The organism is Rhodococcus sp. NCIMB 12038 (assembly GCF_002165735.1).
In the GTDB taxonomy this organism is placed as follows: Bacteria; Actinomycetota; Actinomycetes; order Mycobacteriales; family Mycobacteriaceae; genus Rhodococcus_F.
Map to the genome: position 1 here is coordinate 21515 of NZ_NHML01000002.1, position 24503 is coordinate 46017.

Genomic DNA, 24503 nt, shown 5'->3' on the forward strand with positions numbered 1-24503 from the left:
AGGGGTAACGCCCAGGCTCTTGGTCCGGGTGAGAACCTCGACCGTGAGAGGGGACAAGACGCATGGCGTATTTGAGGGGCGGATCGACCAGGGGGGTCGTACTGGTCGGCAAGGTCTTCGACAATGCAAAGTTCGAAGGAAAGACCAAGGAAGACGGCACTTCGGTCAAGGGCGGGCAGTTCATCGATTTCGAGATCGCGCGCTTCGTCGACGCGAACGACAAGAAGGTCAACGAGAATCAGCCGCCGCAGTTCAATCCGAGCTTGCGTAACACCAAGTCGAAGACGCGGGAGAACTCGTACGACCGGGGGGTCGCCTACAACGAGTACGAGCTGGCCAGCTTCATGGCCGCGGCCGGCGAGAACATCGAGACCATCGTCAACTACAAGACGGGGGAGCAGGTCGGCAAGCTCATCGTGCTGCAGGCCGACATGATCCCGAGCAAGACCCCGGACAACCAGTCGTACCTGCGGGTGAATCACAAGAGCGCGCAGCCGCTCACAGGCATCGCTCTCCCGGAGAACATCCGCGAAGCGCAGTTCGAGGGCATCCAGAACGACATTGCGGCCCTGCAAGCCGAGAAGAACAAGACCGAAGCGACCAAGCCCAAGGCAGAGACCGAGGCAACCGCCGACAAGCAGGTCGACTCCGTCCCGACCTTCTGATCGAGACGCTCGTGAGACACAGGCGCGGCGGGAATCGGTTCTCGCCGCGCCTGTGTCTGGTGAACGGGACGCAGATCGGGAAATAGGGGTTACGACAGCGTTCTCGGAACATGGCGAGGGCAGCGCGCTTTCGCCGAGAACGACCACAAGCACCGGAAGGAATACTGATGGCCCCAGCAGCAGCGGCTCTACCGTTGATCGGCAAGGGCGTGGCCGCCGGAGCGGTGAGCTTTGGAGCAAGCAAAGTGCTCGGGAAGATCTTCGGCGACGACGAACCGAAGCCCACCGGCACTGACACGACGACGGCGCAGCAGGCCGCGACCCCGCTCGCGCAGCCGAATCCGTACCAGCAGATGGTTGCCGGACCGCAGCTGACGAACGCCGGGGCGATGGTCCCGCCGGCCGCCGGTATAGCCGGGGCAGGCGCCGGGATCATTACCGCCGCTCCGCCTGTCACCGCAGCATCTGCGGGCACCACGACACCCGCCACGACGAAATCCGACGACGACACGAAAGAGCCCAGCTTCCTCGAGTCGGTGGGCAAGACTCTGCTGGCCGCAGGCGCCGGCGGTGTCACCGGTTTCATGCTCAAGAGCGAGGAGGCCGACGAGCAGGGGCTCGAAGGAGGCGAGAAGATCAGCGAGATCGCCAAGGGTGTGCTCGCCGGCGCCGGCTCGGGCGCCTTCACCAAGATGGGGTACGACGCGATCCAGGAAGAGGGCGGCGGCCTCAAGGCGGGCCTGCACGGGGGTATCGCCGGAATGCTGGCCTCGACGCTGAAGGAGGGCGGTCCTGGACTGGGGGCCAGCTTCGCAACGGCGTTCGGCGCGGGAGCGGTGAGCAACCTGGCCCACGACAAACTCGAAGAGCGGGGCAGCAGCAAGCTGGCCGACGCCTTGGCGGGCGGTGGCATTGCCAGCAGCCTGGGCTACGTCGGCCTCGGCGACGGAAAGGCCGCAGGGCTGTTGGGTCTGGGCGGAGCCGGTGCGGGCGCCACACTCGGCGCGTTGGACGGCGCAGGCGGCCTGTCCGGCATGCTCGCGCAGGGTAGCCCGCTCGACAAACTGTCGGAACTGGCAGGAAATGACGCTGCACCGCAGAAGGATTCGGGCCACCAGCTGAGCTGAAGTCCACACGCAAAGTCCCCGGCCGGCGTCCCTGTCGCCCGGGAGGGTCGCATACGACCGACCAGATCATTGAGACGAGGAGAACAAGATGGGACTTCCCAACCCGATCACCGCGATCGGCAGCGGACTGCAGAATGTAGGCGAGGGTGTCGGGAGCACCGTCACCATGAGCAACGACTGGCTGGGCGATCGCGCCAAGGATGTGGTGCGGGGCGACGTCTTCGGCATCGCCCGTCGTGAGAACGAGGCGCTGCGTCAGAGCTTCGAGGAGCGACTCAACGACACGGGCTTCACTATTCGGGATCTGCGCGAGCAGCTCGACAAGGGTGTCATCACCGGCGAGCCCGGCAGCGCCGATCTGGCCGACACCGCGAGCCAGTCGGTACACGGCGGGAAGGGCTGCGGCGCGCTGTCCAAGGAGCTCGATGCGTCCTACACGGTCGCGGACGGTGACACGCTCACCTCGATCGCCCAGGAGAAGGGCAAGAGCGTGGAGGACCTGCTGGGGCTGAATCCGGAACTCGGCGACGGCAACCTCATCCACCCCGGCCAGGAAATCAAGCTTGACGATTTCGTCGTGCAGGACAACCCGGTCGGGCAGATGCAGAATCTCGTGACCCCTGCGGTGTCCACCCCGGAGGCCGGCACGGAGCTGCAGGCCTGATTCCGTCCCGCGGCCGGTAGCCGCGGATCGCTCGACAACAACGCCCCGGCGAACTGCCGCCCGGGGCGTTGTTGTCGTATAGAGGCGGGCTATGGGGGCGGGTTCCGCGTCGGTGAACCGGTGGACGGAGCGCGCGATGGCGCCGTCTCAGGGTGACGTCACCCCCGTCGTTTCGGCGGTCGCAGCGGCCGCGCGAGTTTCTACCTTGGGAACTGAGTAAATAACACGCTAGACTACGAAAATGACGCTAATGGCCTAGTTAGAGGGCCTGTCGCCGGGAGTCAGACAAATTACGGAGACTAACACCGAAGGCGTTGCCGAGAAAGGAATCGCGGTTGTGAACAGTGACAGTTCGGGCTTGCCGGCCGACATCGGTACCGACCCGGGCGAGGGGGCCAGTCAGGGTCAGTCGGCAGTCCCGAATCGCTGGGGCAGGACTGGGGAGGAGACCCCCGGGGGTGTCGCGATTCTCGAGGACGGGTCGATCAACACCGAGCGCTTCTCGGAGGGGCCCGACACCGAACTCGAAGTCACCTGGTGGAACAAGCGACTGGTCTGGAAGGTTCGGCGGGAGCCGACCGGCCACCGCGTGGTGGTCGCCCGTGTAACCGAGAACATCTGGCGAGTCCACCTCATGATCGCCGGTACGATCATCGGGCTCACCGTGCTGGGCCTGGTGTTCCTCGGAGGTCTGCCCCTGCTCTACGGCATCGTGCTCGGTCTCGTGCTGGCGTTGATCGGATACGGGGCGCTGGCCTGGGAGCAGCGCGCCGGCGACGAGACCGCAGGCATCGAAGAGATCATCGAGATGGACTCCGTGATGTGGGTCGGAGTGCGCAAGAAGGTGCGCACCGACTATCTGGCGTACACCAAGGAAGGCCAGACGCGTCGCTACGACGAGGCCGTCGCACACGCCCGCACCCTCTACGCGCGCAAGTACGGAGACGAGACCGGGACGGTCGGCAAGACTTACGCCTCCGGCGGAAAAGTTTTGCCGGTGCCCAAGTTCCAGGTGCCGCAAAGGATCACTGACGAGTTCCTCGACGAGGCCAGCCGACTCGGGCCCGATGAGGTGGCCGAGAAGATCAAGACCTTGCTGCTGCCAGCTCGACAGGAGGCCTATCGCAGGAAGCTGGTCGCCAGGTACCGGAACGACCCGGCTCGGGCGGAGACGATGGGGCGGGGCGTTCTGCGTTGCGAGTGTGCCGCATGCCAGGTGCAGGCCGAGTGCGGCATCGTTCCCAATCTCTCGGGTGCCGAAGCGGCGCGGCGTAGAGCCGTAGCGGCAGCTCGCCAGCAGGCGGACGCCGAACCGGCCGACCCGGCCACTCGTCTCGATCAACTGCGCCAGGCCGCAGCGAAGTTGCGCAGGACCGGCGACCAGGACGGACCCGATGGTGACGGGGAGAGCAAAGAGGCGCGCAAGGCACGCGAAGCTCTCGCGGAAGCAGAGGCGCTCGAACGCAGGCGTGCCGACGAACAGGCCCGGCAGCAAGAGAAGGATGCGCTGCGGGAGCGTCGCGAAGCATCACGTGCCCGGATCGCAGATGCCGCCGCCGAGGCGGTGCAGGACGCCGGCGAGCGAGTGCCGCAGGCGCGCAAGAAGAACAAGGGACAGGCGGCAATCATCGGTGCGGCAGCCGTCGTGTGCCTGATCGTGGTGGGCCTGGTCGCGGCGATCGTCAGTACCGCCTCGTCCAAGGAAACCGAAACACCCACGATCGCTTTGCCCGAGAGCTCGGCGTCGACGTCGACGACGACAGTCCCCCCTGCGCCGCCGACGAACGGCGAGGTGGTCGGGGTCCCCATCGTGTTCGGCCCCGATGATCCGGGCAGCCAGGACGGCGGCGCCGCGGCGATCGCCGCGTATGACCACGCGTACTACGTCAAGCGGTCTGGGGCCGAGGCGGTGGCGCTGTACGCGCCCGGTGCGCGGCCCGAGGTGAGCCAGGCGCAGAATGCGATCGACGCGAATCCGATGGGGACGCGGCACGCGTTGGTGATCACACCGGTCGTTGTGGGGGAGGAATACGACGTGCTGCTCAAGATCACCTGGCCGGATCAACCCGAGCAGGAATTTCGTCAGAAGTTCTTCACAAAATACTCCGATAGAAAGTTTTACCTGCTTCGCCAGGCCCAATGAAACGGCTTAGAGCAGGGACTATGAGCCGTCTCAGCCCCAGGTTGAAATAGCCCCAGAGTTAATCAATGTGATAATGTTTCGAGCGGGGCGGGGGCTTGAGACCGCGCACTCAAAGAAGTGGAGCAACTTTTATCGCCTGAGGCTGTCGGTCTCGGCGTTCACGGGAGGATGCAGAAGATGAAGGATGCCGAAGGCGTCGAGCCGCGGCCAAACCGCCACACCCGGCGAGCGGCAGGTGAGCGTGGGGCGCACCGGGCTCCCTCGCCGAGTCGCACCGCGCTGGGTCTGGTGGGCCTGGGGACCGCACTCTCGGTCGTCGCCGGCGCGGCGGCCGGCACCGCGTCCGCGGAGCCGTTGTTCAATCCGTTGCCGCCGAGCGCGAGCAACCCGACACCAGGGACGTCGAACCCGATTCCGCCGATGGCCGACGAGGGTCCTGGCGCGATCGTGGATCCACCGAGCGAGTCCGGCTGGCGCCAGAACCCTCACACGAACAACGCACCGGCCTTCTACCTCCAGGAGGAGGCCCCCTCATACACCGCGCCGACGTACGTCGAGCCGGCGTTCTTCGGCCCGGTCGAGGTGCCACCGCCGCCGCCGATGATCATGCCCGAGCCCGGCATGATCCGAGTCGGTAGCTACCAGGAGGTCAAGCCGCCGTGGATGACCATGGCGGAGATGAACTCGATCAACCGCTGGTCGGCCTACATCGAGTCCCGGGTGGCGCAATATTGGCTCAGCCAGGGCTACACGCTGGAGGAAGCGGATCAGCGCGCAGCGTCGATGCTCGTCGGTGGACTTGTCGGTGGCGGCGTGGGTGGCGCGGCCGGTTTCGCGGTCGGTGTGGTCCCCGGAGCGATCGTGGGTGCCGTCGCGGGCGCCGGTGCCGGAGCCGCGACCGCAGCTGCTCTCGGTCTGCCGATCAACGCGCTCTTCCCTGTCGCCGGTACGGCCCTGTACGGCTCGTTCATCGGTATCGGAGCGTTGACGGGCGCCGGTGCCGGAGCCGTGGCCGGTGGGCTTGCCGGTGGTCTGCTGGTGGGCGCACCCGCCGCGGCGCTGGGTGTGGGACTGGGTTCGTTGTTCGGCGGCGGCGACCCGAACGCGGTGATCGACCAGCCGTGGACCTACCGCGACGGCAACGGTCTCATCACCCCCAAGGACAACGCCCTCGAATTCGACTGGAACGCAATCGATTCGAACATGTTGCCAGCAGGGATGGCGCTGCCGGAGGAAGCTCACGTCAACTTCCAGGTCAAGACCGACGGCACCGTCGCGCTCAAGCTGGGTAAGGAGCGGTGGTTCGGGGCGACCCCGGAGCAGCGCGACACGCATTTCTATGGCGAGATGGACAAGGCACTGCCCGGTGTCGGCGCGGCAGTCAAGGGCTTCCTCGAGGACGAGAGCGGCGCCTTCCAGACCGGAGTCCGTGACACGCTCGCGCGGATCGCAGCAGGCGATCCGGCTACCGCACAGTACAACCCGGCCGGTGACATCGAGGACACCACGGCACGCGAGACCCGTGCGCCGTACCCGACGACGTCGACCCCGGATCCGTGGGACGAGCCCAACCGTGAGGGTGTGGCGGAGCAGAACGCGAGCAACAACGTCGGTGAGCTGCCGGTGCTTGGCGCAGTTCCGGCCCCTGAGCCGGCCCCGGTCGCACCGACTTCGGTGTCCGCTACGGTTCTGCCGCAGCCGGTCCAGCAGGCCGTGGACTCGGCCCCCGCGCCGGTCCAGCAGGCCGTCAACGACGCCCAGCGCGCACTTGGCGACCTGCTCCCGGGGCTCCTGGGAGCCTGAGCGGTTCCAGCCCGTACGACACAGCCCCGCAGCAATCAGGCTGCGGGGCTGTGTCGTTTCGACCAGAGTCGACAAGGACGTACGAGATGACGCAAGTGGACGGCATCGGCTGGGCCGCGACCTTCGGCCTGTCGGTGTCCGAGTGGATGCTCGCGTGGGCGCAGTGCGCTGCAGGCCCGATGGCTGCCGGGGTCGCAGGGCTGATGACGGCGCGCTGGATTCGTCGCCGCGACGGCAGGAGCGCTGCGCTGCGATGAGCGCAGCGGAGTAGGGAGTTGACGATGGGGGATTGGATCCGATGGCGGCCGAGGCGCGACGTCGTCGGCGTCGGTGGCAGCGGTCGACGCAGCCTACGTTTCTCCTGAACTATTTTGTCGAGCATTCTCGTTGTGGGGATCGTCGCTGTTCAGAGCGGGTGTTATTGTGAGTTTCGAGTATTGACTCAGATACTTTCGGGGGAGAAGAGGAGCAATGGTCGAGGTCACAGATTCGAGCCGGGAGATCGACTCGACGACCTACCCGATGCTGGCGAAGTACACCGCGCCACTCCTGCCGCCGGTCGGCCGGATCATCGGTCGCGAGGACGAGAAGCTGCAAGTGCTCGCCTCACTCAGTCGACCGCGCCTGTCGAACATCCTCCTGCTGGCCCCGGCAGGGTCGGGTAAGACCGTCCTGGTCCAGGACACGATGCTCAGTGACCCGAAGCGGGTCTACCTGGAGGTCGACCTGGCGCGGATGAACGCCGCGGTGGGCCTCGCGGACCAGATGGCCGGTGAGATCAAGGGACTCTTCGACGAGGCCGAGAACTACGCCTTGGCCGAAGGCCGTGAACTGGTCCTGTTCATCGACGAGTTCCATCAGATCGTTCAGATGTCGCCGGCCGCCGTCGAAGCGCTCAAGCCGGTGCTCGCGGCGTCGGGCGCGCGCGGACTGAAGATCATCGCGGCGACGACGTTCGAGGAGTGGATCGAGTACATCCGCCCGAACAAGCCACTGGATGAGCGCCTGCAACGCGTGAACCTGACCCCGGCGGGCCGGGAGATGACCATCGAGATTCTGCGGAGTTTCGCCGAAGAGGCCGGGGTGGCAGGTCAGTTCGGCCCCGGCGACGGACTGTTCGGCGAGATCCACGACATGACCAACCGGTACATGCCGTCGTCGGTACAGCCCCGCAAGTCGATCGGCATCCTCGACGGGATGATCGGGTGGCATCGACAGACCGGAGAACCTATGTCGATGGCGCTGATGGCGAAGGTGATGCGTCAGTCCACCGGCGTGAACCTGGGCTTCACAATTGACGGCGCCTCCATCAAGGCCGAGCTGGACAAGAAGGTATACGCCCAGGACCTGGCGACCACGATCATCTCGGACCAGCTGCAGCTTGTCGTGGCGGGACTGCACGACAAGAAGAGGCCCAAGGGCCGGTTCCTGCTGACCGGAAGCACGGGCGTCGGCAAGACGGAGCTGACCAAGCAGCTCGTGGACCTGTTGTTTGCCGACGACCTCGACAGGCTCATCCGCTTCGACATGTCCGAGTTCGCACTGGACTCGTCGATGGACCTGTTCCGTTCGGAGTTGACCAAGAAGGTCGTGTCGATGGGCGACGCGGTGATCTTGCTTGACGAGATCGAGAAAGCCTCCCGCATGGTGCTGCGGCTGATGCTGCAGGTGCTCGACGACGGCCGACTCAGCGACGACTACGGCCGCCAGGTCAGCTTCCTGGACTGCTACATCGTGCTGACGACGAACGCGGGCAGCGAGGTCTTCAACACGATCAGCGACTACGCCTCCGACGACACTGGTTCGGGCGAAGGGCTCAAGGACTACATGAAGTCGATCGAGAACTCGATCCGGAGCGCGAACGACTTTCCCCCCGAACTGCTCGGCCGGCTCGATCGGATCGTGCCGTTCCAGCCGCTCTCGGATGCGACCAAGCGCAGAATCCTCGATCGCGGCCTGACCGAGCTGCAGAACGACGTGCTGAGCAAGCACGGCGTGCGACTCGGCGTCCACCCGCGGGTGATTGAGTACCTGGCAATCGACGTCGGCGAAGCGTCAGCGGACGCCGGCGGTGCGCGCGAGTCGATGCGCGCACTCCAAGGCCAGATCAAGGTCGAGGTCGCCAAGTACATCAACAACCATCCGAAGGACAAGGTTCTGCTGCTCGAGATCGAAGGCGAGATGCGTGCCGAAAATCTGCAGCTGCGCAAATCCAAGGCGCGACCGCGGGTTCGGGCGGCTCTCCGCCCCCGGTGACCGACAACGTAACACGGCGTTGCGCCGTCACAGTGTCGGATGATCCGACACGAGAGGGTAGTATTCATCAGGCGCCCGAAAGGGCCATCCACTTGGGAAGACGGGGGTCAAGCAATGGCCAAACACAGCGAGCCCGAAGGTTTTTCAATGATTGACGACATCGACTTTTTCAGCGACGATCTCACCGATTTCGACACCGCGGTCATCGACGAACCTGACACAACTCACGGCAAGGGGCTCAAGTCCACGTTCGGCAAGGTCGTCGGAGAAGCGCGATCGCGGCTCTCGCGCGGCGACGGTTCCGGCGACCAGCTCAACCCCGACGCTCGACTCTCGTCGGTGGTCAGTGAGTCGACCCCCGGCGCGGCGCTGGAACTGCTGCGGTTGAACAAGCCCTTCGCTCTCACTGAGCTCAACGCCTACGTGATGCTGGTCCTGCCCACAGTGGGCGACTTCGGCGGCCTCAGTCGCCGGAGCAAAGACGAAGCTCGTGGCACGATCATCAATCTGATTGCCGCCGACAACATTCACGCGATCGTGACGGCGGAGCTGCTGGCCGACGACGCGCTCGGCATCGTGCCGGACCCGGAATCGCTGGCCCGCATGGAGGAGATCTCGCTGCTCACCGAGGCGCGCTACCTCTACGGGGTGGCGTGCGAGGACGTGGACACCGGTGAGGTCAAGGTGTTCTCGGTCCCTCCGATCTCCGAGGAGACGGCGGTCAGCGGCAACCTGTTTGGCCAGGCGTGCGAGATCTCGCGGGGCGAGATCGATTTGACGTCGGTGCTCGATCCGAGCCTCATCGCCGCGATGCTGGCGATCTACCGATCGGCAGAGGACGCGATATCGGGCGCCGCGGCGTTGACCAAGGCCGAAGACATGAACATGGAGTACCTGGTCAAGGCGGTGTCCCAGGGCGGCTATCCGACGGCCGCCGAGTTGGTGGCCAACCTGGCAACCGAGTTCTCCGCACTGGCCGGGCACACCGACTCAGCGGCGGACGAGTCAGTACCCGCCGACGAGAGCACTGGCACCACGGAGGAGGAGTCCGGGCCGTTCGGCACCGGCGACGAGGACGCCGAGGACGCCGAGGCGTTCGATGCGGACGAGGCCGTGTTCCCCGACGACGGTGACTTCGAACTCGAACTCCACGACGACCACCCCGATTTCGACGACGACTCCGACGACCCCGGCTTCTCGGATGCGGTGACCGAATCCGAACCGGCCGGTGATTCGGACGAACCGGATTTCGGTACCGCGGGCACTGCACCGAGGGACACGGAGGTCCCGGCGTCGGTGGCGGAGGCAATCGCACGGGTGACCGGAGAGCGGATCGACGCTCTGCGGTCCGACCTCGGTGGCCTGCTCGAGCAGATCCAGAGCAGCCTGGTTCCGGCGCAGCGGTTGACCGAGGCAGGTCTGCCGATCGTCGACGGTGCGGATCGATCCGTTCCGATCACCGTGGAGCCGGGTTCGGAATTCACCTACAACCAGGCGTTGGAGGCCGCCGGCCGCGCCTACACCAACGACGACCTGGGGTTGGTCGTAGACGCCCGACCGTTCAAGGAGCTGCTGGTCTCACCGGTCCCGCAGGTCCCGGCTCCGCAAGGTTCGTTCACGCCGTGGCTCGGCGAGCAGGCCGCAGCGATGACCGCCGTGTTCAACGAGCAGCTGCGCAAACTGCACGTGGACAACGAGCAGATGCTGTACCGGCAGTTCATGCACATGGCGGACCTGGCGGCGAAGGAGATCAGCTGGGAGTTCGACCCCCTGCGCAATCCCGACTCCCGTTGGGGCCGGGTCTATTCGGCGATCCAGTCCGACCGCGAGAAGATCGCCGAACGCGCGGCGCCGGCGAAACTGCGTGCCGAGGAAGCGGTACGCGAGCTGTGGAACTCCCGAGCTGAGCTGTACGTTTCCGATGCGGCCGCACGAGCCCGGCAGGAATACGAGCACCGCCACGGCACACACATCGAGGCGGATGTGCGCAACGCTGGGGAGCAGGTGCTCGCCGAGCTCGAAGCCCTGAGCGCGGCGAACCTGGTCGAGTTGAACGAGAGCCGGGGTGTCTCGGCCCGCCTGCAGATGGACGAGAAGATCTCCGACATCCTGCACTCACTCGTAGGCAAGGCCGCCGAGCAACAGGCCAACGAGGCCGCCGCGTTCGAAGCTGCGCTGGCAGCGGTGACCGCGTACATCGAGGAGAACCGCAAGAACGACCTCCTGCAGTCGGACGTGTCCGCACGCAAGCTCGAAACGGATGCGCGCTACGAACAGCTGATGAGCGAGACCACGGCGCAGATCGCCGCCGCTCGCACCGAGGCCGACGCCCGCATCGCGGCGATGATGGCCGAGATGCAGCAGCAGACCGAGTCCCATCAGCGCGGAATGGAGCTCAGGACACGGAACTTCGAAATCGAGCGCAGCAACCACGAGCAGCGCGAGCAGGACCTGCGGCGGCGCCTCGAGCAGAGCCTGGCTGATCGCGAGAGTGAACAGCGCGAGCTGATGATGCGGGCCGACGCCCGGGTGGAGATGGCCGAGAAGGCTCGGGACGAGGCGATCACGGACAAGGAATTGCTCCGCGAGCGTGACGCGCGGATGACGACGGCCGCGGTGGTGCTCATCGTGCTGGGGGCGATCGTTCTGGTCAGCCTCGGCATCCTGGCCGGCGCCTTTCTGATCTGACGGTGGACCGGCCGGCCCTGGGTGGACGTCGGTCGGTCCCCGTCCCACACGATGAGCCACAGCAGCACGAGAGAGACGGAATCTGGCAATGGGAGCTATGGGTAAGCTGGGCCGCAGTTCGGATATCGACATGACCCCGTCGAAGAAGTACAAGAGGTCCAAGGGATCGGACAAGCTGAACCCGAAGGCGACAGCGTGGGACCGGATCCGCAATCAGAGCACCAAAGACACCATCGCCAACCGTGACGTGCACGGTGAGCAGCAACTCGAGCGCGGCGAACTCGGCCGTGTGCGTGGCGAATCGCTACCGAAGACGGCGGCCGTCATCCTGGGCATTCTCGCGGCGCTGGCCGTGTGGGTGGCGTGGGGGCTCGGCGGGGCCATCTCGGCCGGCGTGAGCAACGCGATGGACAAGGGGGACGCGCAGTTCGAGGCCGAACTCAAGCAGGCCAAGGAGCTGGGCGTACAGCCGTACTTCCGGGTCGAGGGTCGCGGAAACGGCAACGCGGTGAGCAAGACCTGTTACCTGCTCCTCGATCCGAACGGTGATCCGGTCGACGGGACGTGCAATCAGAAGCTCTCGAACATCGAGCGACCGCAGTGGCATGTCGCCGACACGCAGGCTGTCCGTGAGGCCGCCGGAATCGCGGCACCGCAAGCGAAGATCAAGGATGCCTCAGTGTCGTCGTGGCTCGGTGGCGGACACGTCGGCATCCTGCGTGTGCTGCTGACCGGTCTGGCCGGGTTGGCGGCCTGGAGCGGCTCGAAAGTCTGGATGCTGCGCAAGCTCGACGCACAGAACCTGATGTACGAAACGGCCGACATCAACCAGTACGACGACGACCAGCACATCGCCGTGCCCGAGGAGGTCATTCGCCAGTACGGAATCTTCCCGGACGCCGGCGCCCACTCGTTCAGCGCCCCGTCCTCGCTGCTGGGTCACGCGATGCTGTCGAGCCGGGGGGTCAAGAAGATCAACCTGCTGCGCCGCTACGACGCCGACGTGCTCGATGAGGACGGAGAGGTGCTGCACTACAAGGGCGAGGTGATCCGCGGCGCGGACGGTGAGACGCTGTTCGACCGAGTGCCGATCCTCGACGAGAAGTTCGCGCACAAGCTCTTCGACACGTCCGGTCTGCCCGCAGACAAGTCGCTGCGCAAGTTCTTCAACCCGCAGAACATCCCCTACAACCCGGGCGGGGAGAACCGGGACAAGCACGGAGACCAGGCCACCATCGCCCAGCGGATCGAGCAGGACTGGACCTTCCCCGACTACGAGCCGCAGCGGCCAGCGGGCGTCTACTTCATCGACGAGGCTCCGGTGAACACGATGGTGCTGGCGATGACCCGTGCCGGTAAGGGCCAGACGTACATCGAGCCGATGCTCGACATGTGGCAGCGTGAGCGTCGTCCGAACAACATGGTGATCAACGATCCCAAGGGTGAGCTGCTGGTCAAGAACTATGTCCGGGCCAGTGTCCGCGGTTTCCAGGTCGTGCAGTTCAACCTGATCAACGTGCTCAAGACCGACATCTACAACCCCCTGGGCATGGCCGCCGAGGCCGCTCGCGAAGGCAACAGCACGGCGTGCGCTCTGTACGTGGAGAACATCGCGGAGGTGTTCTTCCCCGTGGACGGCGCCGACGATCCCGTGTGGCCGAACGCGGCCAACAATGCGTTCAAGCGCACGGCCTACGGCATGATCGACTTCTACCTCGAAGAAGAGCGGCAGATGCGCAAGCGCGCCGCCGCTGAGGGGTGGGACCAGAAGGTGCTCGAGACCAAGCTCGACGAGAGCTGGGGCAAGGTCACGCTGTACAACTGCTACCAGCTGTTCGTGCAGCTCTCGGCGAAGAAGCTCAAGGATCCGATCACTCGCCTCAACGAAGAGGTCCAGGCCGGAAAACACGGCGACCTCGAAAACGATCTGGAGGCTCAGGCCGCGTTCAACGACATCCTCGAAGAGGCGAAAGAGCGCATGCCGATGTGGAACGGCGAGCAGGAAGTCGACATGCTGACCCTGTTCTTCAACGCCACCGACCGGCTGCCGGCGAACTCGATGCGGACCCTGGTCGGCAACGCGGACAAGGCCCTGCGCGCGATGGGCGGCGCGGAGAAGATGCTCGCCTCGGTGTACGGCATCGCCATCACCGCGATGTCGTTCTTCGTCGATCCGACGATCTCGACCCTGACCTCCGGAACGTTGAGCCAGAACGTCGATCTCGGCGGCCTGAGCTTCCCGCGCCGCTTCGGTGTGCGCTTCGATCAGAATTACGTGCGTCGGTACCACCTGGTCGGCGCGCAGGCCAAGTGGGACTCGTACTCGGATGCGACGTTCACCGAGTCGCTCGGCAAGGACTTCGAGCACGAGGACATCGTCAGCCGTGAAGGGTGGGCCCGAGCATTCTTCGAGGGGATCTACCCGAACGATGTGGCGTACCTGCGGCTGCGACTGTTCCACACCGACTCCGGCACGCTGATGAAGACGTTCTACTTCCGGTTCACCAAGGGCTACCAGACCGACCTCAAGGGCCGGAAGTTCGTCAAGGATCCGGTGCTGGACACGAAGATCGTCAAGAACGGGTTGCTGGTCGAGATGGTGCCCTCGTCGAACTCGAAGATGGTTCCAGGAGCGACGACCTTTGAGCAGGAAGTGCTCAACATCGACCAGCTCACGTTGGAACAGATCAACTCGGGCGACAACGACCTGATCAAGAAGATCAAGGGCCGCCGCAACGCTGTGCTCAGCACCCAGGTCCACTACTCGGAGAAGCCGAAGGCAGTGTTCCTGGTGACTCCACCGCACCTGATGAAGTACGCCAAGCTGATCCTGATCCTGCTCAAGCAGCTGGTGGACCTGAACTTCGACAAGTCGTACATGACCAAGTCGACGCAGAAGCCGCTGTACAAGACCCGCTACATGCTCGACGAGCTGGGCAATCTGCAGTCCGAAGGGCACGGCATCTCCGGGTTCGAGACCATGCTCTCCATCGGTCTCGGCCAGGAACAGCAGTTCACGCTGATCCTGCAGACCCTGCAGCAGCTGCGTGACGTCTACGGCGAATCGGTGGACAAGATCGTGCAGGGCAATGCGGCGAACCTGGTGTTCCTCAAGTCCACGGACGACTCGATGCTCGACACGCTGCAGAAGATGAGCGGGGTCCGGCACAAGGTGTACCGGGACTCCAAGTCGGTCACCAAGAACGCCGAGAAGGTCGCTTTCAAGACGGCGGGCACGGTGACATACAACATGACGGCCAAGGAGATCCCGGTCATCAGCTACAACGACCTGGCCTTCCTGCCGCCGCGCAACTCGATCGTCTTCTCGGCCGGCACCCCGCCGATCTGGAACCGCAACGAGACGATTCTGCCGATGAGTTACGCGCTGTTCTCCAACACGATCACTCATCGGGGCACGAACTACTCGCTGCAGACGATCCCGACGCTGAGCTCGGCACAGGATTTCGACGTGCGGCTGAACCAGCCGAACTTCTTCCAGATGGTGGAGAAGCGGGTGGTGCAGGCAGCGGTCGCACCGGCAGCCGAGGATCTGTACCGAAACGCTTACGGGTACAGCGACTTCGACATGACACGGTTGGATCCGGACGTCTCGAGCAACGAGATCATGGACATCAACGACGTGATCCTCGGCCGCAAGTTGCACGAGAAGGCGCGCGCGGCCACGGCCGCGAGCGAGGTGTCCGCGGAGGCCGCCGAGTTGATGGACATCTTCGGGGACATGGAAGCGCCGGAATCACCGGAGGAGAACGTGTTCGGATTCGACGAGCAGGAAGCGATGCTCGAGGCCGCCGCCGCAGAGACCGCCCGCGCCGCCACCGACGATGTCGAACTGGCCAACGAGCGTGCCCGTCTCGCCGCCGATCGCAAGGCCGGCTCCGAGAAGACCTACGCCGAGGGATGGATCAGCAAGGACATGCTGATCGACCCGGACGGCGGCCGGGTGTCCGAGGCCCTCGACAAGGAGTTGGCGGCGGCATTCTGGGAATGCTGGCGCGACTTCGATCGTGACGAGGTCTTCGCACTCTCGGGCGAGAACCTGGTGCTCCGAAGCAGTGGTGCCCCGATGATCAGCGTGCGCGACGAGGCCAAGACGATCAGGGAGGCCGCGCGATCGGCGGCCGAGGGCAATACCCGGGTCCACATGGAGGAAGAGCCGGACCCCGACTCGATGTCGGCGCTCTCGACGTACCGGATCCACCCGGAGTTCAAGCGAGTGCTTGCGTCGATGGGTTCGTGGCGAGGGATCGCCGACGGACGCTTCGAGGCGGAGATGGCGACACAGATGAGGCTCTCGGAGAATTAACTCGGAGTTTCTCGAAGACAAACGCCGGGGCGGTGATATCCGCCCCGGCGTTTGTGTCTGCTGCAGGCTCGGCGTGCGCGTGAGAGAGACGTCGATTTGGCCGAGTGTACTACTATAAGAATAGATCTGGTTGAGTTGTCACGTTCGGCACCACTTCGCGAGGGGGAGTCACCTGTGGACGTCAGGGCCCACGGCATCGGCCGCTACCTAAACGAGTACATTTTTCACCGAGCTATCGCGGAGTATCCGAAATGGCGCAGCGCGAGGGGGGAGGAGGTCGCCCCGTTGCGGGCGAGTCAGGGCCGAGAAGCTCGGCGGCGGCTGGACGCGGCTCTCGCGCGCAGAGGCGCGACGATCGATCGATTCGGTGAGAGTGGCCCCGCCATTCTGATGGCATCCATCGACGAAGCCCTCGGCTCGATGTTCGATCCGTATACCCCGCTGTTCCCCAACCCGGAGAAGGGTGTCGAGCAGCCCTCCTACGCGAAGATCAAGGCGGCGTTCGCGGGATACATCGGTGCTGGCGGTCAGAATCCCCCGGGCGGGGTTCGGCTGCCGGTCAGCCCTTTCGATCCGCGGTGGAGCCACCGTGAGACGGTCCTTGCCCAGGGCACGCGCCTGCTGTCCATCGCCGACGCCGACGTACGCAGCGAACTCGGCGACGCGCGGACCGGATACGACCGCCTGCATCGCCTTGCGCCCCAAGGTGCATTCGCGCTGCAGACGCTCGAACCGGAGCAAGGTCAGCGCGACCCGGCCGAGGTCGGCCCCTCGAACACCGAGGCGGATGTGGTGGGCCTCAGCGCACTGCGCCCCTACATGAGCGCGGCCGAATATCGGGAACTGGCGCCGTGGGTGCGGGCCGGGGCGCGGGAGAAGGGGCCGATGAGCCAGGCGGCGCTCGTGCGTTCTCTCGCGATCCTCGATCACCTGGGTGAGTCGGGAATCGGCTACCGCATGGTCAAGGACAGGAACCCCGGCCAGATCGCGGCGTCGATCATCAGGAGCAAGGCCTCGATCCGTATCGCCGACGTGGGTCCGGGCGACGTCTGGGTCGGCCGGGTCTACGACGACGGCATCGCCACCTACTACTCGGACAAGCAGGGCAAGGGCGCCCAGATGTACGCGGCCACCCCCGACGAGGCCGTCTCGCTGGTGCGCTTCGCACTCGGCGAGCAGGTCGAACGTCTCGACGGAGCCGGCACCATCGGTGTGGTCGGCCCCCGTGACAAGTCGGTACCGCGTCAGCGTCAGAGCAGCTACCACGTCGGATCGAAGAGCGAGGCGATGCTCGAGACTCGGCCGGGGCTGTGGATCCGGCGGGATGCGAAGGTTGTCAGCCAGCGCACGACTTGGTTCGAGAACGCCGACGCCGCCGAGACGTATCTGCGTGAGGCCGTGACGTCGGCGGCCGAGGGTGTCACCGGCGCAATCGACGCGGAAGGGCTGATCACCGAGGCGAGCGCGAACGCCGCCGACCCCGACTACGTTCCTGATTTCTCCGGCGCGCCCGAGGACATCGTCGCGCTCAAGCAGGACTACTGGCGGCTGCTGACCGACCCGGACTCGGGCGTTCTCCTGCTCGATCCCGGAGCCACCGCAGCCGACTACGCCCAGGCCGTCGCCGACGGCGACACCGTGGCCGCGGCGGCGCTCACCTCCGCGATGGATGCCGGGCCGCACCCCCAGGACAAGATCCGCGCGCACGCCGCACTCGTGGCGAAGTCGATGGTCGGCAGCTACGAGATCGGCGACGACGGCCTGCGATTCGACCCGGTACAGATAGCGCAGTTCATGGCGACCGAGCACAACGTGTGGCGCAACAACGACGACATCGTCGAAGCATGCGCCAAGGCCGGAATCCCGGCGGAGCAGCTGCGCGGCGACGGGTACTACAACAAGGTCGTCGCCGACAACCTGATCAGCTTCGATGCCGCGACTGCGGTGGATGTGACCGAACATCCGTCGGCCCTGATCCGTTCGATGGGCGAGCGGGTCAAGGCGGCGATCGAACGCGGCGCCGCGGAGGTGACCGCCGTCCGGATCGACGACAACGGGATCATCTCCTGGCAGGCAGAGCGCCGGGTCGGAGAGGACGACAATCGCTCGATCGGAACGACGGGCGAAGAGGCCAACCGCAAGAAGCGGTATGTCAGCGGCACCATCGGTCAGGTCTTCGACCGCGGCGCTAACGGCGAGATCGTCACCCAGTTCGCCGGCGGGGACAACTTCCTGTTCATGCCTGGTTTCGAGGCGACGGTGGTCTCACAGAAGGCGGGTGAGAACCTCACGCTCGAGCAGCGCACCCGGCTCAAGGGGTACGAACAGGTGCTCGGCGAGAAGATCGAATCGGTCATCGCTAAAGACATCGCCAATCCGCGCAGCGAGGTCGGCCGTGCAACCTCGCTGAACTCGACGGTGCGCAGACTCGCGGCCAACCGGCACCCGGTCGACTTCTTCGAACGGACTGCCGAGGAAGGACTTTCGCCGCAATGGCGTGACTCGATCCTGGCCACCGAAGCGCGGCGCGTGCGATACCCCACCGAACTGGCGAAGGGGTCCAACGCCCTCAAGCACCGCCAGGCGCAGAACGACCCCGACTTCGACGAGCTCAACGACAACGGCCGCGATCCGCTGATCTTGACCGGTATGCGGAACATGAGCGTGCTCGACCGTGACGCCGGTGCCGGGATCTTCGACCCCCTGATGACCGGCATGGCCGAGAATCAGGGGGTCGTGCGCTACCTGACTCCCGGAGCGACCATCGCGGCCGACGGGTCCATCGTGCCCAGCCCGACCCCGGACGCCCGGGTGGCCATCGCATCGAACGCCGACTCCTGGGCGATGGGGTACGACCCGCACGACCGACAGAACATGACGTTCTCGAACATCATGCAGGCCTCAGCGGTCGTCCGCGGCGCCAAGACGGCGATGGCGCAGATCGGCGGTTGGAATTTCGAGGACGGCATCGTGGTGTCGCGGCGCTTCGCGCAGACCCATCTGATCCGGGACACCACGGGGAACATGCGGCCGCTGACCGCGGGCGACAAGCTCAGCGACTTTCACGGCAACAAGGGCGTGATCAGCCTGATCGTCGATCCCGAGATGGAAGCCGAGCATGCCGAGTCGCTGGGCCTGTCCGAGCAGGTCCAGATGTTCGCGGCCAACCCTGATCTGGACGTGGTGATGAGCCCGTTCTCGCCGATCAGCCGGTTCAACGGCGGCACGGCGCGCGAGATGATGACCGCACCCTCGGACCTGCAGGCGCCCGACGGCGAGGGCAGGATGCGGACCGTGCCGGCGGGCATGGGCGAGCTGAACCTGATCGTGACGCACATGGCGGTGGACGCCAAGACGAACGTCTACGACGCCGAAGCCATGGCGCAGGGTAAGGGCCGCAAGGCGTCCTCTCAGCTGGCCTGGGCGTTGCAGAGCCAGGGCGCATACGAGGTGATGCGCCAGTTCTACGGCGACAACACCTCTGGGCTCGCCGACGTGCGCGAGTACATGCTGGTGCTAGGTCTCGACGTCGAACCGGACGGATCGTTGCGGTCGGAGCCGACGCCGGAGACGCTCGCGGAGCGCACGTTGTTCGAGATCCCGGCCCCGATCCGGTTCGCTCGCAGCAAGAACCTGCCGGCGGACCAGCTGCCGCGGATCAATCACGCGGCCATGGGTGAGGCGTTCGGTGAGGCGATCAGCCGCAGTGGCGGTCTCATGGAACTGCCCTACGCGCTCAAGCTCGCGAGCGGCCGGGTCACCGACACGTCTCCCGCCAACCCCGGGCGGTGGGCGCTGCCGGTGCTCAGCTCGAGGCTGCGCAGCGAGCAGGACATGGTCGACGGCACGGTCAGCCGGCACGACCACACCAAGCTGTACATGTCCATCTCGGAGAGCGCCACGGCGTACCTCGAGGCGCAGCGGTTGCGCGACGAGGCCGCGAGCAAGGGCGATTCCGCGACCGCCGCACGGTTTGCGGAGGAGATGGCGGCGCGCCAGGCGGAGGCGCAGCGCTCCTACAACTCGATCTCGAACGACGTGATCTCTCGCCGCATCGAGTCCAAGAAGAACGTGTTCAAGGAGTCGATCATGTCCAACCGGTTGTCGCACTCGGCGACCGCGGTGTGGACCGGAGATCCGCGTCTCGAAGTCGATCAGATCGCGATGAATTCGGCGATGGCCGTGGAACTGGGTGTGCCGATGATGACCCGGGAGGACGCGGAGAACGCCGGTGTGGAGTACAGGCCGGGGACTCCGCGCGAGGACGGCTACGTGCTCGTCTGGCGTGACCCGGTCCTGCGTGACGGCGGCGTGCGCTACCTGCGGGTGACCATCGACGATTCGCTGACCGGCGTCGCCGTGAACCCGGTGTCGGTCAAGTCCATGGACGGCGACTTCGACGGCGACTCCGTGGGTCTGGTGGGCAACCTGAGCCCGTTCGCGCACTTCGAAGCCCTCGACAAGCTCACCGTCGAAGCCAACCTGCTCGACAAGGGTGCCCGGACCACAATCGGTGTGTGGGAACGCGACGCCCAGGGGCAGATGCAGCGCACCGGTGAGCGAGAGGTCTACCCGCTGAGTCTGCACACCTCGCTCGACATCGAAGTGGCGTGCCACAACAATCCCGAGCGCAGGGCAGACCTGGATGGCCTGATCGGCGAGGCCAACGACAACGAAGAGGCGCGTCGTGCCGGCCGGATGAGCGCCGAGGACTTCTGCGACGCCAACCGGGCGGTGATGGCGGCCCTGAGCGAGTCGATCTACGGGGAGGGCATGGCCGACACCGCAAATCGGGTCGTTCTGCGTTTCGGAGATCTCCGCGACCACCTGGATTCGGTGAAGGGCTGCTACGAGCGCGGCGGCAAGGGCAACGTCAACAAGCTGCGCGAGTACGCCCAGTACCTCGGGGTCGACCTGGAGATCGCCGAAGACGGGGTAATCTCTCGCTGCACGGACGCGGGCATGCCCGATCCGAACGAGTTCGACGAGAAGTACCAGGGCTCACAGGCCGCGACCGCATTCAAGTCGCAGATCACCGGTATCGCGGGCTCGATCAGCCAGAACGCGATCCAGTTGGCCAGGGCCCAAGGTCTGGTCACCGCGGCGTGCGAGATCAGCTACCCGGCAACGCAGTCGGTGCTGCAAGCCAAGCACGATCCGGTCGACGCGGCCTACCGCGCTGACATCATCAGCGGCGCAGCCAAGGATCTGTGGCGAGGCCACAGGATGAAGGCCATTCCGGACGAGAACGGACGCCACCGCTGGGAGGTCGTCCGTGACGAGCGCAGCCGGCCGGTGCAGGCGAGCGCCACGCAGTGGACCGACCAGTTCATGAGCATGTACGCCGACAAGGCGGGCATGGGTGTATCGATCGTCCGCGAACACGTGGAGGCGATGGCGGCCGCGCTGAGCGATTCGACCGGGACGATGTTCGAGACCGATCGCCAGTCGTGGTGGGACTGGCCGGACCACGCCCGGCCGCTCACCCTGGATGCGCTGGCGTACGGCGGCAAGTTCGACGATCTACTCGAAGCCGCCCAGGGTGGCGGGAAGTTGTTCGAGGGCGTGAACGCGTCGTTCGCGCCGACCACAGTCCTGGGCAACATCGAGCTCGATGATCAGCTCAAGGCCGCCGGCATCGAACGCTCGGAGTCGGTGGCGTACGCGGCCATCGGGCGAGCGGACACCTACCGCGAACACAGCCGGAAGCTCCGTCGTTCGGATTGGACCGCACGCACGCGTAGCGCCAGCATGGGTCATTCGTCGAGGCCGGATCCGTTCCTGAAGCCGTCGGTCCCTCGGGTCCGATCCACCGTGCCGGATGCGGAGGTGTCCGCAGAACGTATACCTGCAGCCGGTTCCACGGCAGCGAAGGCGCCCGAACGCCAACCGGCAGCCGACCTCCGCGACCGGTTGGCTGCGGAGGCAGAAGCAATCGCGGCCGCGGCGAGCGCCCGCAAGGCTCAGTACGAAGGACTGGGTGCGTAACCGATGGGAGTCGATTTCAACGCTGAACCGAGCCCGGAGGGCTTGCTGCTCGCGGCGCAGTTGCGCAGCGAGCAGCGTCAGCGCGACAAGGTTCTCGAGGACAGGGCCGTCGAGACACAGGTTCGGGACCTCGAGGTGGGTCAGGTGGATCAGGGTGGACTTGCCGCCGGCCGGCAGGAGTCGGCGGCGGAAGCCGAGATCGAGGCAGCTGACGTGATCGAGCATCGCGCCGCCTCGGCGCCGATCCCGTCGGCACCGAAGGATCGCGCTCCAGCCGAGCCGGATCCGGGACCAGGGCGCACCACGGGACCGTCGTTCACGGCACAACTCGAAGCGTTGGCGTCGGGCTCACGTCCACGCCGGCCCGATCGACAGCGCTGAATTCACACGGTGTTTCGGTGCGCGACGGTCACGCGCACCGAGCTGAGAAGGATCGACACGGGGGCGCGAGCGCGCCCCTGACGAGAAGGGGGAGACGACGATGACAGCGCCGACGGGGTCGCCGAGTCCGATTCGCAGACAAGCTCAGATCGACACGCCAGCGGGGGAAGCCGGCATCAAGAAGCGGCAGCCCCGTGGGATCGCGAAGGCTCGCGCCGACAACAAGCTGCAGGAGGCAGCCGTCGCGGAGGAAGTCGCGACCGAGGTCACCGATCCTGGCGCCGACGCCGGGGAAGACGGCGTCGATCTCGGTGACCGGGTGTTCGCGGACGTTGTTCCGGGCCCTCCGGCGCCGAACACCCAGCCGCCCACGGATGAGTCGAAGGCGGCGGTGGCACGCGAAGCGACAGCCAGGCGCAAGGCGGTGACGCAAGGCCTGCGGGACCGGGCGGTCAGTGATCGACTCTTCTCGGGCGAGAACGCGAAGCGCAGCCCGAAGGAGAAGGCCGACATCCTCACCGCTCGCCACACCCAGTACACGCAACTGATGGCGCTGAACTGCATCAAACCGTTGGCCCAGGGTATAGATCCGGGCGCCCTGACAGAGGCCGTCTCCACGGCGGCTGTGATGTGGGCGCTCAGTCCCCGGTTCCGGGAATTGATGGCCGACTACAACACCAAGCTCAACGACGCCCTACGGTTCACGCGCGCGAAGGTGTTCGCCGAGAAGAAGCAGGTTCCACTGGGCAGCAGCCGGAGTGTGGTGGAACAGGCGCAGACGGCGGCCGAGCGTGAAGACAAGGCGATGCTCGACCAGGTGTCGGCAGTGTTGCGGGGCGCCGAGGCGGTGCCGTTCTCGACCGAGTCCGCGGCCATCGCGTTGCTACAGGTCCACGAAGACGCTTACGTCGCCATTCGCGAAGGCGATGACGAGGCCACCATCGCCACTGATCTGCGGGGGACGGTCGGCGAGCTCACACAGATCTGGAAGTCGCAAAAGCTCGACCCGCAGTTGATCACCGCGACCGCGCGCACGCTCGCTGGGCACACCGAGGGCGACGGTGATCTCAGACTCGCGCAGTTCGTCGAGACTGCCGGCGGCAGCATCCGGCCCAGTCAGCAGGTCGCAGCCCCCGGTGCCGGGGGAGCCACGGTCGCCGCATGGGGTGGTCAATGGTCTCTGGCCACGGGCGGAATTCTCAACAGCGCCAGTTCCCCGATGTTCACCGTGCGCGGAGTCAGCGATGCACGGAGCCATCAGGATTCGTTGAGCACGCTGGTGTTTCAGGATCTGGAACTGGCGGCGAAGGGAGGCCCGGAGGAGCTGCGCAAGGCCGTGATCGGGCACCTGGCGGCGTGGGAGCTGCGAGATACCAAGCTCGACGTGAGCGGTGTGGGCGGCGCGTCGCGAGACCGGGCCGCAGCATGCGCGCAGCGCAGCCGAGTGGCCTATGTCGCGATGGCCGACGACGGTATCGAGGAGGATGTCCGGCAGAAGGTGGCCACCAACGCGCTGATGAAGGCCATGACGGCGTTCGAAACAGCTCATCCTGACGCGGTCGCGGCGATGGCGAAGGACTTCGGCGAGAACCACAGCGAGGCTGTGGCGCAGATGGTGGCCACCGGCAAGGAGCGAGGACGGTACGCGCAGGTGCGGCCGTTGGTGTTCGATCCCAGCAACCCCGTTCACGCAGCGCAGATGGCCGAGTACAACGCGCCGACGGCGGGGCCGGAGCCTGCGCGCGAGCTGGGCGTCGAGTCGCCCCGGCCCACCGCGCTGGCGGATTGGGGTCCGCGGGCGCACCCCGACGTGCTCGCGGCCGAGCACACGCAGCGCGATCTCTCCCAGGGAAGGTCCGTGTTCCCGCGGATCGCCAAGACCGAGATCGAGGCCCAGATGGAGAGGGACGGAGGTGACTCTGCGCCGAACAGCCGACCACCGGCCAATGGGCCCGAGCAGCCGCAACAGGGCCTGCGACGAGAGCAAGCCGCACCGCACACCGCGAAGGAGGATCCGGCCCCGGACAATCCTGGGCCCGCGAAGCCGAGCCGGTCGGCCGCGAAGCAGGGCGGCCCGGAGTGGCGGCGCGTCCGACAGGACGACGCTGCAGCACGTAATCCGCGGCCGCCGTCGATGCCGGGCCCGGAGACCGCGACGGTGGGGCAGCGGCATCAGGCCGAGGCCTACAACTCGGGCTACGACCGAACGGGCAGTGGCCAGGAGACGAAATCGACGACCGGCCAGAACAATCCCCGGATCGACACCGGCGAGGGTCGGCAGGGGGTGAGCCCGCAGGAGCACGCACGACGGACCCGGCAGGCGCAGAATCAGCTTCCGATCGAAGGGAATGCGCCAAAGAAGCCGGGCGGGGAGTCCGAGCCCGACCTGAGCGTGTGAGGCAAGGGCGACATTTAAACTGAGGCCGGGAACAGGTGTTCGATCAGCCGTGGGAGGACGAGGGGT

Annotated in this window: 12 protein-coding genes; all 12 read left to right on the top strand. The window is 65.9% G+C overall.

Annotation, left to right across the window (positions count from 1 at the left end):
- Positions 1 to 62: 62 nt before the first annotated feature.
- The 12 genes from CA951_RS43260 (at position 63) to CA951_RS02540 (ending at position 24437) form a co-directional block, all read left to right on the top strand.
- Positions 63 to 665, top strand: a complete 603-nt coding sequence (locus tag CA951_RS43260; RefSeq protein WP_087555357.1) for a hypothetical protein — start codon at positions 63 to 65, stop codon at positions 663 to 665.
- 167 nt (positions 666 to 832) lie between these two features.
- Entirely contained in the window at positions 833 to 1792 is a 960-nt protein-coding gene (locus CA951_RS02495; protein WP_143542966.1) for a hypothetical protein, read from the top strand.
- 88 nt (positions 1793 to 1880) lie between these two features.
- Positions 1881 to 2456, top strand: coding sequence for a LysM domain-containing protein (locus tag CA951_RS02500; RefSeq protein ID WP_087555359.1), 576 nt, complete (start codon positions 1881 to 1883; stop codon positions 2454 to 2456).
- Positions 2457 to 2793: 337 nt separating this feature from the next.
- Complete coding sequence (locus CA951_RS02505; protein WP_087555360.1) at positions 2794 to 4599, top strand: hypothetical protein; 1806 nt, start codon at positions 2794 to 2796, stop codon at positions 4597 to 4599.
- A gap of 177 nt (positions 4600 to 4776) precedes the next feature.
- Positions 4777 to 6402 (top strand): hypothetical protein, encoded by a 1626-nt coding sequence (locus CA951_RS02510; RefSeq protein ID WP_179220083.1) that lies wholly within the window; start codon positions 4777 to 4779, stop codon positions 6400 to 6402.
- 86 nt (positions 6403 to 6488) lie between these two features.
- A complete protein-coding gene (locus CA951_RS43265) occupies positions 6489 to 6659 on the top strand; it encodes a hypothetical protein (RefSeq protein WP_179220084.1) in 171 nt (56 codons plus the stop codon).
- A gap of 214 nt (positions 6660 to 6873) precedes the next feature.
- Positions 6874 to 8658 carry an AAA family ATPase gene (locus CA951_RS02515; RefSeq protein ID WP_087555362.1) on the top strand — a complete coding sequence of 595 codons (1785 nt, stop codon included), beginning with the start codon at positions 6874 to 6876 and terminating at the stop codon, positions 8656 to 8658.
- Positions 8659 to 8805: 147 nt separating this feature from the next.
- Positions 8806 to 11346: a hypothetical protein gene (locus CA951_RS02520; RefSeq protein ID WP_087555363.1), complete on the top strand. Its 2541-nt coding sequence runs from the start codon at positions 8806 to 8808 to the stop codon at positions 11344 to 11346.
- Positions 11347 to 11434: 88 nt separating this feature from the next.
- Entirely contained in the window at positions 11435 to 15670 is a 4236-nt protein-coding gene (locus tag CA951_RS02525) for a type IV secretory system conjugative DNA transfer family protein (protein WP_087555364.1), read from the top strand.
- A gap of 96 nt (positions 15671 to 15766) precedes the next feature.
- Positions 15767 to 21658: a hypothetical protein gene (locus CA951_RS02530; protein ID WP_143542969.1), complete on the top strand. Its 5892-nt coding sequence runs from the start codon at positions 15767 to 15769 to the stop codon at positions 21656 to 21658.
- A gap of 3 nt (positions 21659 to 21661) precedes the next feature.
- The gene (locus CA951_RS02535) at positions 21662 to 22039 is read left to right on the top strand and encodes a hypothetical protein (protein ID WP_087555366.1); all 378 of its coding nucleotides are present in this window, start codon (positions 21662 to 21664) and stop codon (positions 22037 to 22039) included.
- Positions 22040 to 22139: 100 nt separating this feature from the next.
- Complete coding sequence (locus CA951_RS02540; protein ID WP_087555367.1) at positions 22140 to 24437, top strand: hypothetical protein; 2298 nt, start codon at positions 22140 to 22142, stop codon at positions 24435 to 24437.
- Positions 24438 to 24503 lie beyond the last annotated feature (66 nt).